Origin of the sequence: Enterococcus sp. RTP21361st1_A6_RTP21361_211029 (assembly GCF_040910045.1) — a bacterium.
GTDB lineage: Bacteria > Bacillota > Bacilli > Lactobacillales > Enterococcaceae > Enterococcus_D > Enterococcus_D gallinarum.
Genome location: NZ_JBDGBK010000026.1, coordinates 1 through 12,904, shown reverse-complemented (window position 1 = coordinate 12,904; position 12,904 = coordinate 1). Strand labels below are relative to the sequence as shown.

Below are 12,904 nucleotides of genomic sequence, written 5' to 3'. Positions count from 1 at the left end.
GAAAAATTTCACGAAAGTGACCATACTATACTAACAGTATGTGGTCACTTTGTCAAAAAAAGATTCCATCTCTTCTTAGAAATGGAATCTTTCGCTCTTCAATTAGCGGAGTCTTGTGGATAAAAAAAGTTCGTCATACGTTGTAGTGCCAACTCATTTCCGACAAAATAAATCGTATTGCCGGCACTAAACTTGGCGTAAGGGCCTGGTGAGAGCAATAACTCCTGTTCCGTTTGGATTGCCACGATGGTTGCTCCCGTTACTTGCCAAATATTCAGCTCGTGGACACTTTTCTCTAAGTGCTGTGCATCTTCTTTCAATAACAATTCAAATGGCAGAAAAGGGCTCATATTATGCACTTTTTTCGTTTGCCGAACCAAAACATTCAATAGTTCCGAAAAATTATCCAGCTCTTGTTGTTGCCGTTCAACGCTTTCTAAAATGTCTTTACGAATCTCTTGGATCGATTGAACATCTTTGTACTGATCCAAAAAAGATTGCGCCTTTTCTTTTGAGGCAATATACGCGCCGCTCCCATGACGGACATCCATGATCCCCAAATCGACCAAGACATTGATTGCTTTACGGGCTGTTTCTGGCGACACATTGAAGTTACTGGCTAATGTCGAACGGGCATGAACCTTTTGTCCAACTTCGTAGCGATTTTCCACGATTCTTTCCGCGATCTCCACAGCGATCTGCTGGTATCGAGGAAGCGAAACATGTTTTTTATTTTGTATCTTTTTGGCCATCGGGATCTTCCTTTGTCTTTTTTTTCATGATAGCAATAAAAAGACATACTGACAACTATCGTCCTGCTGATGTTCGCAATAGAATCTTTTGTTCTAACTATCCTCGGTTGCCCTTGTGCCAATCAAAACATACCAATCGAGTATCACTAATCAAACTTGATTGTCTCAAAATAGCCCTACCCGGCTTGTAAGTCAGTTGATTTAAGACGTTATGTGAAAAAAATCCCAAAGTAACTATTCTTAAAAAAAACGCTATGTTAAAATGAACCATAGTTTGAGAAAGGTGACTTTATTAACCATCGAAGTTAACAAAACACCGTCATCAATTTAAAGGAGTGTGTTATTTTGTCTATTTTAGCGTATCAACCATTGAATCTTTATACCAATTACCGCGATGCGGCGGAGGCTTATCCAGACGTCCCAATCATTCATGATGAGATCTTGCCAGCTTTTCCTGAATTGGGTTACCGCAGCACATATCATTCAAGTCATGAAATAATCTTAAAGCGGGCGTATCAACTTGCCCACCTTGGCGTCCAAGCCGGAGATAAAATCATTATCTATAAATCATCAAAATTTGATACGTATCTTTTAGCTACAGCTGCTGCTTATTTAGGCGCTGTCCCAGCAATGATTTCTTATCATTTTCCAGCTTCAACGATCGAAGTCTTTGTTGACCGCTTAGAAGATCCTTATATCCTTTTTGATGAAGAGACAGAAAACCGAGTGGCAGCTGTCAAAAACAGCAGCCCGAACAAGCAGATTGCTGTCCGCAATCTATTGTTGCAACCAGCTGAACCTGTTGGCCAAACCGAATTGCCTCACGATCAAATTTCTTATATGACCCACACCTCAGGCACAACAGGAATACCAAAATTGATTTGTCACTCGGCCAATTCTATGGGGTGGCGGACAAAGTGGCAGCGAACTGTCTTCACAAAAATCGCAGAAACAAAATTAGTGGCGTTCCATATTTCACCGGTTCATTCTCGCTTCAATATTGGGATCTCTTCTTTGATGTCTATGGGCTTTCCAATGATGCCTCTTGCTAGTGCGAATGGTCCTCACGTCGTTCGGATGTTGAAAGAGAATCCACCGATCGCCTTAGAGACACACCCAAATAACTTCGTGCAATGGCGATTCGTTGCAGAAGAACACCCTGAAGCTTTTGCTGGAATACGGTATTATCACTCCACATTCGATGCCATCAATAATCAAACAATGGCAGCTTTCTTACAAACTTCTGCCAATCAAGATGCCATCTTCTTGCAAGTATACGGCCAAAGCGAGTGCGGCCCAATGATCCTGAAAGCACATACGCTAGAAAGTATACAATCAAATGATGCTCGCGATATGGGGATTGGTTTAGGCGATTTGACCAAAGCACGAATCGCAGATGCTGACGGCAATGAGTTGCCTGCAAATACAGACGGACATATCCACTTCCTATCCAAAGGACGGGCATTGACTTATTATAAAGAAGATCAGCGTTTTACTGAGAATGTTTATGGAGATTGGTGGGATAGCGGCGATTATGGCAGCATGAATGAAGAAGGGCATTTATTCTTGAAAGACCGCCAAGTGGATCTGATTGAATCCATCGATAGTAATTTAGCTTTAGAAGATCTGCTTTTAGATACATTGGATTTTCTAGCTGAAGTGGTCATCGTTCGTGACAAAGAAAATTCACCGCAACCGATCATTGCCTTAGCACCAAACCGTGAAATGGATTGGACAGCTTGGTGGCAAGCAGTAGAAGATCTTCCTCGTTTGAATCAGCCAATTCTCTGGGACTTTGAAAAGATCCCTCGTACAGCAACAATGAAAGTTCGCCGTTTGCAAATTGAGAAAGAATTTAAAGAACAGGCTTAGCAACAGGCGCTTGCACGCCCTTTTATCCAAATAACAGCAAAAAGCACCCTCTCTAAAAGCGAGAAGGTGCTTTTTGCTGCTTGATAATTGATCTGCTGATCAAAAACTATTTCTAAAGTTCAACCTAACAAACGAGTACGGGAAACACAATAGTTAGCTATTTTCTTTTCATCTAGTGTGAAGCCCGCTCCCACACCAACAGGCACCTGAAAACAGCCATTTTTGATCTTCGCAGGTTCAGTGACGATGTCATCGTAAAAATAACGATCAGAAGCAGATAGATCACCAGGGAAGTGGAAGGGAGCTTGGCTGGCAAACTGCAGATTCAACGCTCGTCCCACTCCTGATTCGAACATTCCACCTAGCCAGACATCCAATCCATAATGTTGGCAGGCTGAAACAATTCGCATCGCTTCGGTGATTCCTCCCACTCGCGGAATTTTTAGATTGATTGCTCGGCAACTATCTAATGAGGCAACAACAGCGACATCTTCTGCAGTACGTATATCTTCATCTAAACATAGCGGCGTCTTTAACTGCTTCTGCAGACGGCGATGCCCCACTAGATCCCGGATCTTCAACGGTTGCTCGATCATTGCCAGCCCCAATTCATCTAATGCGAGAATCTTTTCCGGTTGATCTTCATAAGCGCCGTTCGCATCAGCCATCAGCAATAGCTCGGGAAAGGTTTCCCGAACGGCTGTCAACGGCTCTAAGTCGACTCCCGGCTTGATTTTGATTTTTACTCGCTGATATCCTTGCGCTACATAATCAGCGACTTGTGCGACTAGCTGTTCTGTGGATGCTTGAATCCCCACACTGACCCCTACAGCAAGCTTGTCTCTTGTTGTTGGATAAAAAGAGGTCAGACTGCAATGTTTTTGGCGGCCATATAAATCCCAAATCGCCGTTTCAACTGCTGATTTGGCCATAAAATTTCCTTGAACTGTTTGAAATAACGTCCAAACATCTCGCGGATGATCGATGTTTCCTGTCAGCAATGGGAATAAGAACTTGCTAATGACTTCTCGAGCTGAAGCCAACGTTTCTTCAATATAATCTGGTTGCTGAAAAGCCACCAATTCTCCAACACCTACGGTTCCGTCTTGGTCGGTCAGTACAAGCAGGTCAAATGCTTTTTCCGTCAAGCGACCATAACTCGTCTCAAAAGGCTGCCTCAATGGGAGTCGACAAGCAATCCGTTCTGCTTTGACGATTTTCATACGCGCTCTCCTTTTCCAATATCAGTGTGCGGTCAACCAAGCATGCACTTCATTTGCCACTACATCTGGACATTCCAAATGCACGCAATGACCGGCTTTTGACACCGAGAGGATAGTCAACGCTGGTTGTTGCTGCTGCATTTTTTTAGCGATCAGGAAAAATTTTTCATCCCATTCTCCAGTGAGAACCAGAAATGGGCACTGAATGTCTGCCAAATTTTGCCAGAAGCTAGGTTGTGTTCCTGTTCCGCTATAGTACAAACTCATCGCCAAACCAAACGCCTGTTGGCTCAAACGCGTCGCTCGTACTTGCTGCTGTATTTCCTTTGGTAATCGTTTTTGACTAGCAAACAATGGCAGTTCTTGCCAATAATCAACAAAGTCAACCAGCGGTTGCTGAATCAATCGTATCGCCAAACGTTGATCATTGCGTCGGCGAAGACTGCGGGCAGATTCTGATTCCAGTCCCGGAGAGCCGCTCTCCATGATCAAGCCAGCGATCTTGTCTGGGAAAGCAACCGTCCATGCCAATGCCGTACGAGCACCCATTGAATAGCCATAAAGATAATAACGGTCAACCGTTAAACGATCCACCAATTCTGCCAGATCCGTTACCATCTGAATCATCTCATAGCGTAACGGGTGCACATGACTGGCGGAACCACCATGACCCAACAAATCGATTGCTAAGACATTGAAGGACGTTTCTTGAGCAAACACTGGGCGAAAAGAATCTGAAGTGCCAGTAAATCCGTGCAGAACTACGAGGGTCGGCAGATCAGCCAGATAAGGTCGATACCACTGATACAAATAGTTCACACCGTTAACGTTTATTTTCATTGGAGATCCTTTCCTGAAACTCCTGTTGCAACGCTTGCCAAGCGATCACAGGATCTTTTTGCAGGCCAACTACTTCAATGATCTGAAAACAAGGCGTCGTTAATGATTGCTCGATTTGGGAGGCAAAATCAGTCAAAGTTGCTGGAGCGTGCCATTTCGCGCCATAAAGTTTTGCAGCTTGCTGAAAGTCAAGATCCAACGGGGTGCCAAATAGCGGCACAAAGTCACTTTCTGACAAGGTATTTTGCGATAAGAAGGAAAAAATCCCCCCACCGTTATTATTCAGTAAAATGATCGTGACTGGCAGCTGATATTGTTTGAGCAATTGCAGCCCATTCATATCATGAAAGAAAGCTAGATCGCCAATCAATAAATAGGTCGGTTTTTGGCTGGCAGCTGCGATCCCAGCAACGGTCGATATCAACCCATCGATACCATTCACACCGCGATTGCCAAATACTTGGTAAGCACTACCTGTAACCGTTCCGTATCGATCAACAAAGCGGATCGCATTACTATTTGCTAAGAGCAATTGGGCATCATGTCCCAATGTTTGTTGCAAGATCCGTACAGCAGCAGTTTCATTCCACTCCGTTAAAGAATGAGTCGTTGCCAATGCTTCCTCAGCGACGGCTTGCAGCTTTTGCCATGGCTGAAACCATTCTGGTTGTGGTCTGCTAGGCAACTTGCTTACTTGCTCCACAAAATCCTCTATCGTAAGCTGTAGCAAAAAGGCTGAGCGATGCAATTGATCTTGCCACTGTCCAGATTCATCCACGAAAAGCCAGTCGATGCCTTCCGGCAGACCGCTTAACCAAAGCAAGACATTTTTGGTCACTGGCAAGCGACCAAAACGAATAACGACTTCGGGAATAAAGTCCGCATCTAGTTGTGGAAAAATCAAATCAGCCTGTGGGAGAAAATGAGCCGACGTTTCCCCGCAAGTGGCCAAATTTGTCAGTGGATCCCCCACTAGCGGCCAGCCAAGATGATTGGCAAGCGCATGCAGCGTTTCTGCTTCAGAAGGTGTCAAACTTTCACCTACCACTAGGAGCCCTTTTTTCATAAACAATGGTGCCAGTTCTGTCAATACAGCTGCAGGTAGCGATTGCTGTGTAGGGAGGTAAGCGATATTTTGTTGGATCGAACAAGTCCGCGTGAAGTCAGGCAGTAATGGTTCCCGCAAAGGAAAATTCAGGTGTACGGGACCACGTGGCTGCTTTAATGCTTCGATCGTTGTCGCGGCAGCCTGCCAAAAGCTGTACTTCAGTATGTTGGGTGTATTCTCCGGCACAGTCATTTCTACCATTTTTTTTACATGAGAAGCATACAGACTTTGCTGATCCATGGCTTGCGGTGCACCAACACCACGTAGTTCTGGTGGCCGATCAGCAGTTAAGACGATCAATGGCAAATTTGTGGCTTCCGCCTCACAAATTGCTGGATAGTAATTGGCTGCAGCAGTACCTGATGTACATAGTAAAAGTGTCGGCTGCAAATCGACTTTGGTCATTCCCAACGCAAAAAAAGCTGCTGAACGTTCATCGACATCGATCCAACAAGTGATTTCTGGATCCCGATGCAAAAGCAATGCCAACGGTGTCGACCGCGATCCGGGACTGATCACCGCTCGCTTTATTCCAGCGGCTTTAAACCCATGGATTGCTGCCAACAAGTAGTCAGTCATGACTTGCTGATTCATTCTCTATCACTCCTCTTAGCATAGGTTGGAATTTCAAGGCTGTCTCTTGGCGCTCTTCTTCTGCAACAGAATCGGCGACGATCCCGCATCCTGCGTAAAGGATGCCTTCTGTCCCATGAAAAACACCAGAACGAATCGCTACTGCAAATTCTCCGATATCTTCTTGGATACCTAGCCACCCGATTGGTCCACCATATAATCCCCGACGCGCAGGTTCGTGGTTACGAATCCATGCCAGCGCATCAGCTTTTGGCTCCCCACCTAGGGCTGGTGTTGGATGCAGCTTAGCCACTGCTTCTAAAAAAGAAACAGCGGGCTTCCGCTTGCCAGACAAAGGCACGAATAAGTGCTGAATGTCGCGATTCTTGATGATCGATCGCGCCTCTGAATGGAACCCTTCCGCCAATAAGGAAGACAACGCCTGCTCCAGACGATTGACAACTACTTGATGCTCATGGGTATTTTTGGGATCAGTTAATAATGCATCAGCTATTTGCTGATCTTCTGCTGGTGTGCTGCCTCGAGGCGCAGACCCTGCAATGCTGACTGTCTCGAAATGACTGGCAGTCGCCTTTAACAAGCGCTCCGGTGTGGCACCAATAAACGAAACCTCGTCTTCAAAAGCAAAGAGATAGGTATTGGTTTGTTGCTCTGCAAGACTGGCCAACACCGCAAAGGAATCAATCTCCTTCTTAGTAGTGATTTTCATTCGCCGAGCTAAAACAACCTTCTCCAAAGGCGTTTTTGCAGAGCGGATCGCAGCGACTGTCTCATCGACCGCTTTTACCCATTGTGGTACGTCTAATTCTGTTTGCTGCAACAAACAAGCCCCTACAGGCTGTTGTGCTTGCTTTCCCCATTGCTCAACGAGTTGTTGTAAATCAGCAAACTGTCCGAACAGCGTTTCCACGTCATTCGTATCCTTCGCTTCGACGGTCAAGATCACACCATACACATCATTTATTTTTCTAAAAAGAATTTTCGGCAACACAAAAAGACCATTGCCGATTGTGCCCCATTCTGCTGCTCCTTGGCTTTGTTCATCAAAAGCAAAAGCCCCTAATAATGTAGCAGCCATTTGGTCCGTATTTGGTTGAAAATGCTGCTTTTTAAGGTTTCGACGCTGCCGCTCAAAATCAATCAATGATGGGTTCGCGTACCGTTTCACACTGCCGATACCCAAAAAACAGGTTGCTTGATCTGATGATCGCCAAAAATAACGTTCACCAATAAATTGACTGGCAGCAGCATATAACTGAACAAAATCACAAGGTGCAAGTGGGTAATAATGACTAAACACCTTTTTGCCAGCAGCTAATGCATGTTGATACTCCTTCTTTGATTTGCTGTTCAATGTAGTTCACTCTTTCTTCTGTCAGCAATACACGCTTTACTATTTTCCCGCTAGCGGTACGCGGCATTTCTTTTACTTGATAATAGCGACGGGGGTGTTTGTACCGAGCAAGCTGTGGGGTTAGATAGGCGATCAATTCTGGTAATGTAATCGGCTCTTTGAGTGTAAGATAAGCAACTGGCTCTTGTCCCCACACTCCACTTGGCTCGCCCACCACTGCCGCTTCTTCAATTGCAGGGTGGCTAACTAATGCCTGTTCAACTTCAGCTGGATAAATATTTTCGCCACCGGAAATAATCAATTCGCTCAAACGAGATACCACATACAAATACCCTTCAGAATCCAAATAGCCAAGATCACCGGTGGCAAACCAGCCATCCTGCGTCCACTGCTCCAACCCGCGATCATTCAAATAGCACGTAACGATCGCAGGTCCTTGCAACTGGATTTCCCCCAGTTTTCCTTCTTTTTCGATAACAGATTCTTTCAAAGACTGCGACTGAATCCGCAAATTGACTTGGGCTAATGGTAATCCAGCAGAACCAATTTTTTCCTCGGCTTTATCTGGAGGCAAAGCAACGACTTGCGAACAAGTTTCAGTCATCCCATAGGATTGAATAACTGATAAGCACTTGTCTTGGCATTGCATCAAGACTGATCTGGCAATCGGACCACCACCTAAAAGAATATAGCGCAATGAAGGGTAACCATTGTCTCCAGTCAAAGGCAAAAGATCGATCAGCATTTTGGTCACTAACGAGAGCACCGTTCCTTTACCAGCAGCTAGGTCTGATGCGATTTGCTGCGCATCGAATCGATCATATAATCGAACACTGATCCCTAAAATCAAGGAACGCAACAAAATTGATAAACCGCTAATATGATACAACGGAACGACACAACACCAGCAGTCGTCAGCAGTCACCGACAAGTTGATCTGCGTGGCTTGTGCACTGGCAAAATGATTGCCAAATGTTTGAGGCACTCCTTTGGGATTACCCGTCGTGCCAGAAGTGTACATGATCGATGCAACTTGTGTTTTTTGGTAAATCGAAATCGGCGCAGAAAAAAAACGTTCTTGCAATTTGCCAAAAGGCAGGAACTTGATTCTCGGCAAGGAAAGCGATCGATTGGTGACTACCCACTGACAGGCAGCATCGGTTAATTGATAGTACAGCTCTTTTTCAGTCAATCGAGTGTTTAAGAACTGAATTTGTTTTCCTAATTCCCAAAGTGCCAAAATCGTGAAATACATCTCAGGAGAGTTATTGCTTAAAATCGCTACTCGCTCGATTGTTTGAGGAATCCGATGTTCATAATAGCAAGCATAAGCCGTGACTTCTTTTTGCAAGGCAGCAAACGACCAGCTTTTATCTTGCCAATAAAAAGCTGGTCGTTCTGGATGAAGTTGTGCTTGCCGTTGCAGCCAACTACCATTCATTAAGGGAATTTAGGGAATTGGTCGAAATTAGGCTGACGTTTTTCTTTAAACGCATCGCGGCCTTCTTTTGCTTCATCCATTGTGTAATACAATAAGGTCGCATCGCCAGCAAGTTGTTGGATTCCGGCTAGCCCATCTGTATCGGCATTCATTGAGGCTTTGATCATGCGCAAAGCCAATGGGCTTTTTTGCAGCATCGTTTCTGCCCATTCCATCGTCACATCTTCCACTTGATCAAGAGGAACGACTGTATTGATCCAGTTCATTGCTAAAGCTTCTTCTGCTGTATACTGTTTCGTCATAAACCAAACTTCTTTGGCTTTCTTGTGGCCAATCGTTCGAGCAAGATAGCCTGAACCGTAGCCACCATCGAAACTGCCGACATTCGGTCCTGTTTGACCAAATTTCGCATTATCTGCCGCGATCGTTAGATCACAAACCAGCTGCAGCACGTTTCCGCCTCCAATAGACCAACCTTTGACCATAGCGATCACCGGTTTTGGTAATGTCCGGATCAAACGTTGCAAGTCCAGCACATTGAGACGAGGAACTTGATCTTCACCAACATAGCCGCCATGTCCGCGAACTTTTTGGTCGCCGCCAGAACAAAAAGCTTTGTCGCCAGCTCCTGTTAGAATGATCACACCAATGCCAGGTTCATCGCGACTGATTGAAAAAGCATCGATCATTTCAAACACCGTTTTCGGTGTAAAGGCATTGTGGACTTCTGGACGATTGATCGTGATCTTCGCCACTTTACCATGCTGTTCAAATAAAATTTCATCGTATTCTTTTAAGGTTTTCCATTCTCTCATTACAGGTTCCTCCTTATGTCACATGTTTCCATTATACACATTTCTGAGCGAATTTCGTTAGAAATTGCTTTCTGTCAAACGTTTGTTATAATCAAATCATCAAATTCTCAGAAAACGAGGAACTCTATGAACTTACTTGACTATTTAGGCATCCAGATCGAAGAAACAACCGCTACTCAGGTTCGGTTATCTTTAGTGGTCACCGATCAGCATAAACAACCTTTTGGTCTTCTGCACGGTGGTATCAATGCCGTCTTGATTGAAACAGCTTGTAGTCTGGGGGCAAATCAAGCCGTAGCTGAAGACCAATTTGCCGCCGCGATTGATCTACAAGTCAATCATTTAAAAGCGGTCAAACAAGGAACTGTTACTGTGGAAGCTGTCCCTGATCGAATCGGTGGAAAGATCCAAACTTGGCAAGCTACGATCAGACAATCCGATGGCACGAAAACGGCTGTCGGACGTTGTACATTAACTGCCGTCACCAAATAAAGGGACTGTGCCATAAGTCTCCTACAAGTAACACTAGCCGAACATTAATGATTATTGCTCCTGCGGTGCAGGGACTCCTCGTCGCAAAAGTCAGAGGAATCTATGCTAGCAACAGACTATTATTCGGTTTAACTTGTTGGATACTGACTTATGGCACAGTCCCTTTTGATTGTCGAGCATTTCTTGATGAACGTTCTACTTCAACTTATTTCAAAACAATGGCGTCTCAATCGTCTCTACGATTTTGGCGCCAGACAGCTCATTGTAATAACGGACACCATCTGATTCAAAGATACCGATTTTTGTAATATTCTCCATTGCTGTTCGTGCTGCTTCTGCCGTTATCTCTTCATCAAAAACTTTTGGCTGCAATGTGTGTTTTTTGCCCTCGCTAGTCAAAAATAATGCATGAAGCTTTTTCATCGCTTTCTCTCCTTTCGTTATTTTACGTACTCATTCTGGATCGTTTCTACCACGCCAGCCAAAGACGCATTCTTAGAAAATCCTGCCATGGCTTCACCAAACGCTAACATCTTAGCCTCCTCTGGAGCATTCATGACTTGATTGACGGTCTGACTGACAGTTTTTTCTGCATCTGGTGCTTGGATTCGAATCGTCAGCCTTGTGGTGGTTTTGGTCTTCATCGCTTCTTTTCCTCCTCTATTGTATTTTGATTGCTTCGTAAGTGGCGCCCTTACATATCTATAAACGAATCAAATAAGCAAAAGTAAAAAATAAAATTGGTTTGACTCGCTCTTTTTTTACAGAAAGTGCTGCTTTCGTTATAATGAGGCTAAGAAAGTGAGGCTCTTCTATGAAAAAAAACCGTTTAATCCAATTTTTAGGAGGAAAAACCAGCTATTATGTACTGGGATTGATCATTCTCTGTGCGATCGCTGCTTTTTTACTTAAACAAATCTCGTTTCTTTTTGATCCTTTTTTTGTCATTATTTCTACTCTTATTCCACCATTTTTATTCGGCCTGATCTTGTATTATTTGTTCAATCCGTTAGTTGATCGCTTAGAAACGAAAAAGATTCCCCGCATTGTTTCCATTGGCGGGATCTATCTTCTGATTCTTTTAGTGATCGTTTTGGCTGGGTTTCAGCTTTATCCAATCATCCAAAAACAAACAACCGATTTGATCAATCAATTCCCAGATTTGATTGCTGATTTCGAGCGAAACGCTGACTCATTCCTAGCGAATACGCCATTTGGTGCTCAGATCGATCAGATCACGGATACTCTTCAAAAAGTTGCCAACAATATCATGGATTTCATTGGTGACTATTGGCAAACCGGTGCTGCAGGGCTTAGCAGTATCTTTTCGACGATCTCAACGTTGTTTATCGCATTGTTTACAGGTCCGATCATTGCTTTTTTCTTACTAAGAAATCCAAACAAGTTTTATTATTCTCTCCTGTCAATCGTACCACCGCGATTTCGTAAAGATTTCAACACGATCGTAAAGATCGCTGACCTACAAGTTGGTGCCTTTCTGAAAGGACAGATTATTTCTTCCTTTATTTTAGGCGGAATTTATTGGGTGATTTTTTTGCTGATTGGTTTAGAATATGCAAGTATCTTGGCGATCGCTGCCGGAATTTTATGTATCATTCCATATATCGGTCCATTTATCGTCTTCTTCCCAGCCCTTTTCATCGCAGCACAAGATTCAACAGGAATGCTGATCAAATTCCTGATTGCTTGGTTCGCCGTACAGCTGCTTCATGGTGACTTGGTCGTTCCTCGTGTAATGGGAGATCGTCTGCAGATCCATCCGATCACGATTCTCGTTGTTTTATTAGTTATGGGGGATTTGATGGGGATTGTAGGTGTCATTTTCGGAATACCGATCTACTGTCTCTTAAAAGTATTAGTGGTGTATGGATTCCGCAAATTCAAGCAACGGTACAATACCTATTACGGCGACGAAGGCAAGTATTTTCACAGTGAATTCACCAGTGAAGACTACTTAAAAGATGAGTAGTAAAAGAGAGAGAATCGCTTAAGCGCGGTTCTCTCTCTTTTCATTACGTGTTTTCATTAAGTACACCAACGGTTAAATGGATCAAGCGGATTCTTTGTTTGTTTTGGCTACCCGCCAGCGTAAGACTGTTTTTGCTTTTTCTGGTGCTGTCTTTCGCGGATCTGACAGATAGATCTCCCGATGCTGATAATTGCCCATCGTGGGAACAATTGATAGATCGTGGGCTTCGCAATAGTCTTGCATTTTCGCAAACGTTTCTGTTTCTGTGTCAAAAGGACCGATGTGACAAGCTTGCACGGACCAGCCTTCTTGGTATTCTTCGAAACGAATTCGTTCCAAAAAACGATTCAGACTGTAGACAAAAGCTGTTCCAAACTCGTAACTCGAGCTTGGAACAGCTTTTTATCTACTTCGTTTCGAATT

The 12,904-nt window shown here is 44.0% G+C and carries 13 protein-coding genes; 3 read left to right on the top strand and 10 right to left on the bottom strand.

Features of this window, described 5'->3' with window-relative positions:
* Positions 1-98: 98 nt before the first annotated feature.
* Positions 99-752: a GntR family transcriptional regulator gene (locus AB5Z52_RS06715; protein WP_003127534.1), complete on the bottom strand. Its 654-nt coding sequence runs from the start codon at positions 750-752 to the stop codon at positions 99-101.
* A gap of 345 nt (positions 753-1,097) precedes the next feature.
* Between AB5Z52_RS06715 and AB5Z52_RS06710 the strand changes: the two genes are divergently transcribed.
* On the top strand, positions 1,098-2,624 hold the full coding sequence (locus AB5Z52_RS06710) for an AMP-binding protein (RefSeq protein WP_003127533.1): 1,527 nt from the start codon (positions 1,098-1,100) through the stop codon (positions 2,622-2,624).
* A 119-nt stretch (positions 2,625-2,743) separates the two neighbouring features.
* On the opposite strand, the gene menC is transcribed toward AB5Z52_RS06710, so the two are convergent.
* Genes menC through menB form a run of 6 tightly spaced genes read right to left on the bottom strand, consistent with a single transcriptional unit; the run spans position 2,744 to position 9,999 of the window.
* Positions 2,744-3,847 (bottom strand): o-succinylbenzoate synthase, encoded by a 1,104-nt coding sequence (gene menC, locus AB5Z52_RS06705; RefSeq protein ID WP_288551602.1) that lies wholly within the window; start codon positions 3,845-3,847, stop codon positions 2,744-2,746.
* A 21-nt stretch (positions 3,848-3,868) separates the two neighbouring features.
* Positions 3,869-4,687 carry a 2-succinyl-6-hydroxy-2,4-cyclohexadiene-1-carboxylate synthase gene (gene menH / locus AB5Z52_RS06700; RefSeq protein ID WP_003127531.1) on the bottom strand — a complete coding sequence of 273 codons (819 nt, stop codon included), beginning with the start codon at positions 4,685-4,687 and terminating at the stop codon, positions 3,869-3,871.
* Positions 4,671-6,389, bottom strand: coding sequence for a 2-succinyl-5-enolpyruvyl-6-hydroxy-3-cyclohexene-1-carboxylic-acid synthase (menD, locus tag AB5Z52_RS06695; RefSeq protein WP_288551601.1), 1,719 nt, complete (start codon positions 6,387-6,389; stop codon positions 4,671-4,673). The genes menH and menD overlap by 17 nt, the downstream gene beginning before the upstream one ends.
* Complete coding sequence (locus AB5Z52_RS06690) at positions 6,367-7,743, bottom strand: isochorismate synthase MenF (protein ID WP_288551600.1); 1,377 nt, start codon at positions 7,741-7,743, stop codon at positions 6,367-6,369. Before AB5Z52_RS06690 ends, menD begins: the two co-directional genes overlap by 23 nt.
* A complete protein-coding gene (menE, locus tag AB5Z52_RS06685; RefSeq protein ID WP_288551599.1) occupies positions 7,682-9,184 on the bottom strand; it encodes an o-succinylbenzoate--CoA ligase in 1,503 nt (500 codons plus the stop codon). Before menE ends, AB5Z52_RS06690 begins: the two co-directional genes overlap by 62 nt.
* Positions 9,184-9,999 carry a 1,4-dihydroxy-2-naphthoyl-CoA synthase gene (gene menB, locus AB5Z52_RS06680; protein WP_003127527.1) on the bottom strand — a complete coding sequence of 272 codons (816 nt, stop codon included), beginning with the start codon at positions 9,997-9,999 and terminating at the stop codon, positions 9,184-9,186. The genes menE and menB overlap by 1 nt, the downstream gene beginning before the upstream one ends.
* Before the next feature lie 126 nt (positions 10,000-10,125).
* On the opposite strand from menB, the gene AB5Z52_RS06675 reads away from it, so the two are divergent.
* A complete protein-coding gene (locus tag AB5Z52_RS06675; RefSeq protein WP_003127525.1) occupies positions 10,126-10,491 on the top strand; it encodes a PaaI family thioesterase in 366 nt (121 codons plus the stop codon).
* Positions 10,492-10,701: 210 nt separating this feature from the next.
* Here the strand turns inward: AB5Z52_RS06675 and AB5Z52_RS06670 are convergent, their stop codons facing one another.
* Together AB5Z52_RS06670 and AB5Z52_RS06665 are read right to left on the bottom strand one after the other, a co-directional pair.
* On the bottom strand, positions 10,702-10,914 hold the full coding sequence (locus tag AB5Z52_RS06670) for a DUF2922 domain-containing protein (protein ID WP_003127524.1): 213 nt from the start codon (positions 10,912-10,914) through the stop codon (positions 10,702-10,704).
* Positions 10,915-10,931: 17 nt separating this feature from the next.
* Positions 10,932-11,135: a hypothetical protein gene (locus AB5Z52_RS06665; RefSeq protein ID WP_003127523.1), complete on the bottom strand. Its 204-nt coding sequence runs from the start codon at positions 11,133-11,135 to the stop codon at positions 10,932-10,934.
* 170 nt (positions 11,136-11,305) lie between these two features.
* Between AB5Z52_RS06665 and AB5Z52_RS06660 the strand changes: the two genes are divergently transcribed.
* Positions 11,306-12,481, top strand: coding sequence for an AI-2E family transporter (locus AB5Z52_RS06660; protein WP_005471785.1), 1,176 nt, complete (start codon positions 11,306-11,308; stop codon positions 12,479-12,481).
* An 81-nt stretch (positions 12,482-12,562) separates the two neighbouring features.
* Here the strand turns inward: AB5Z52_RS06660 and AB5Z52_RS06655 are convergent, their stop codons facing one another.
* Positions 12,563-12,820 (bottom strand): GyrI-like domain-containing protein, encoded by a 258-nt coding sequence (locus AB5Z52_RS06655; protein ID WP_288551598.1) that lies wholly within the window; start codon positions 12,818-12,820, stop codon positions 12,563-12,565.
* Positions 12,821-12,904: the final 84 nt, after the last annotated feature.

Coding starts and splice junctions, on each gene's coding strand:
- AB5Z52_RS06665 (WP_003127523.1), bottom strand. CDS start 11,135: ATGAAGACCAAAACCACCACAAGGCTGACGATTCGAATCCAAGCACCA.
- AB5Z52_RS06715 (WP_003127534.1), bottom strand. CDS start 752: ATGGCCAAAAAGATACAAAATAAAAAACATGTTTCGCTTCCTCGATAC.
- AB5Z52_RS06660 (WP_005471785.1), top strand. CDS start 11,306: ATGAAAAAAAACCGTTTAATCCAATTTTTAGGAGGAAAAACCAGCTAT.
- menE (WP_288551599.1), bottom strand. CDS start 9,184: ATGAATGGTAGTTGGCTGCAACGGCAAGCACAACTTCATCCAGAACGA.
- AB5Z52_RS06675 (WP_003127525.1), top strand. CDS start 10,126: ATGAACTTACTTGACTATTTAGGCATCCAGATCGAAGAAACAACCGCT.
- menD (WP_288551601.1), bottom strand. CDS start 6,389: ATGAATCAGCAAGTCATGACTGACTACTTGTTGGCAGCAATCCATGGG.
- menC (WP_288551602.1), bottom strand. CDS start 3,847: ATGAAAATCGTCAAAGCAGAACGGATTGCTTGTCGACTCCCATTGAGG.
- menH (WP_003127531.1), bottom strand. CDS start 4,687: ATGAAAATAAACGTTAACGGTGTGAACTATTTGTATCAGTGGTATCGA.
- menB (WP_003127527.1), bottom strand. CDS start 9,999: ATGAGAGAATGGAAAACCTTAAAAGAATACGATGAAATTTTATTTGAA.
- AB5Z52_RS06670 (WP_003127524.1), bottom strand. CDS start 10,914: ATGAAAAAGCTTCATGCATTATTTTTGACTAGCGAGGGCAAAAAACAC.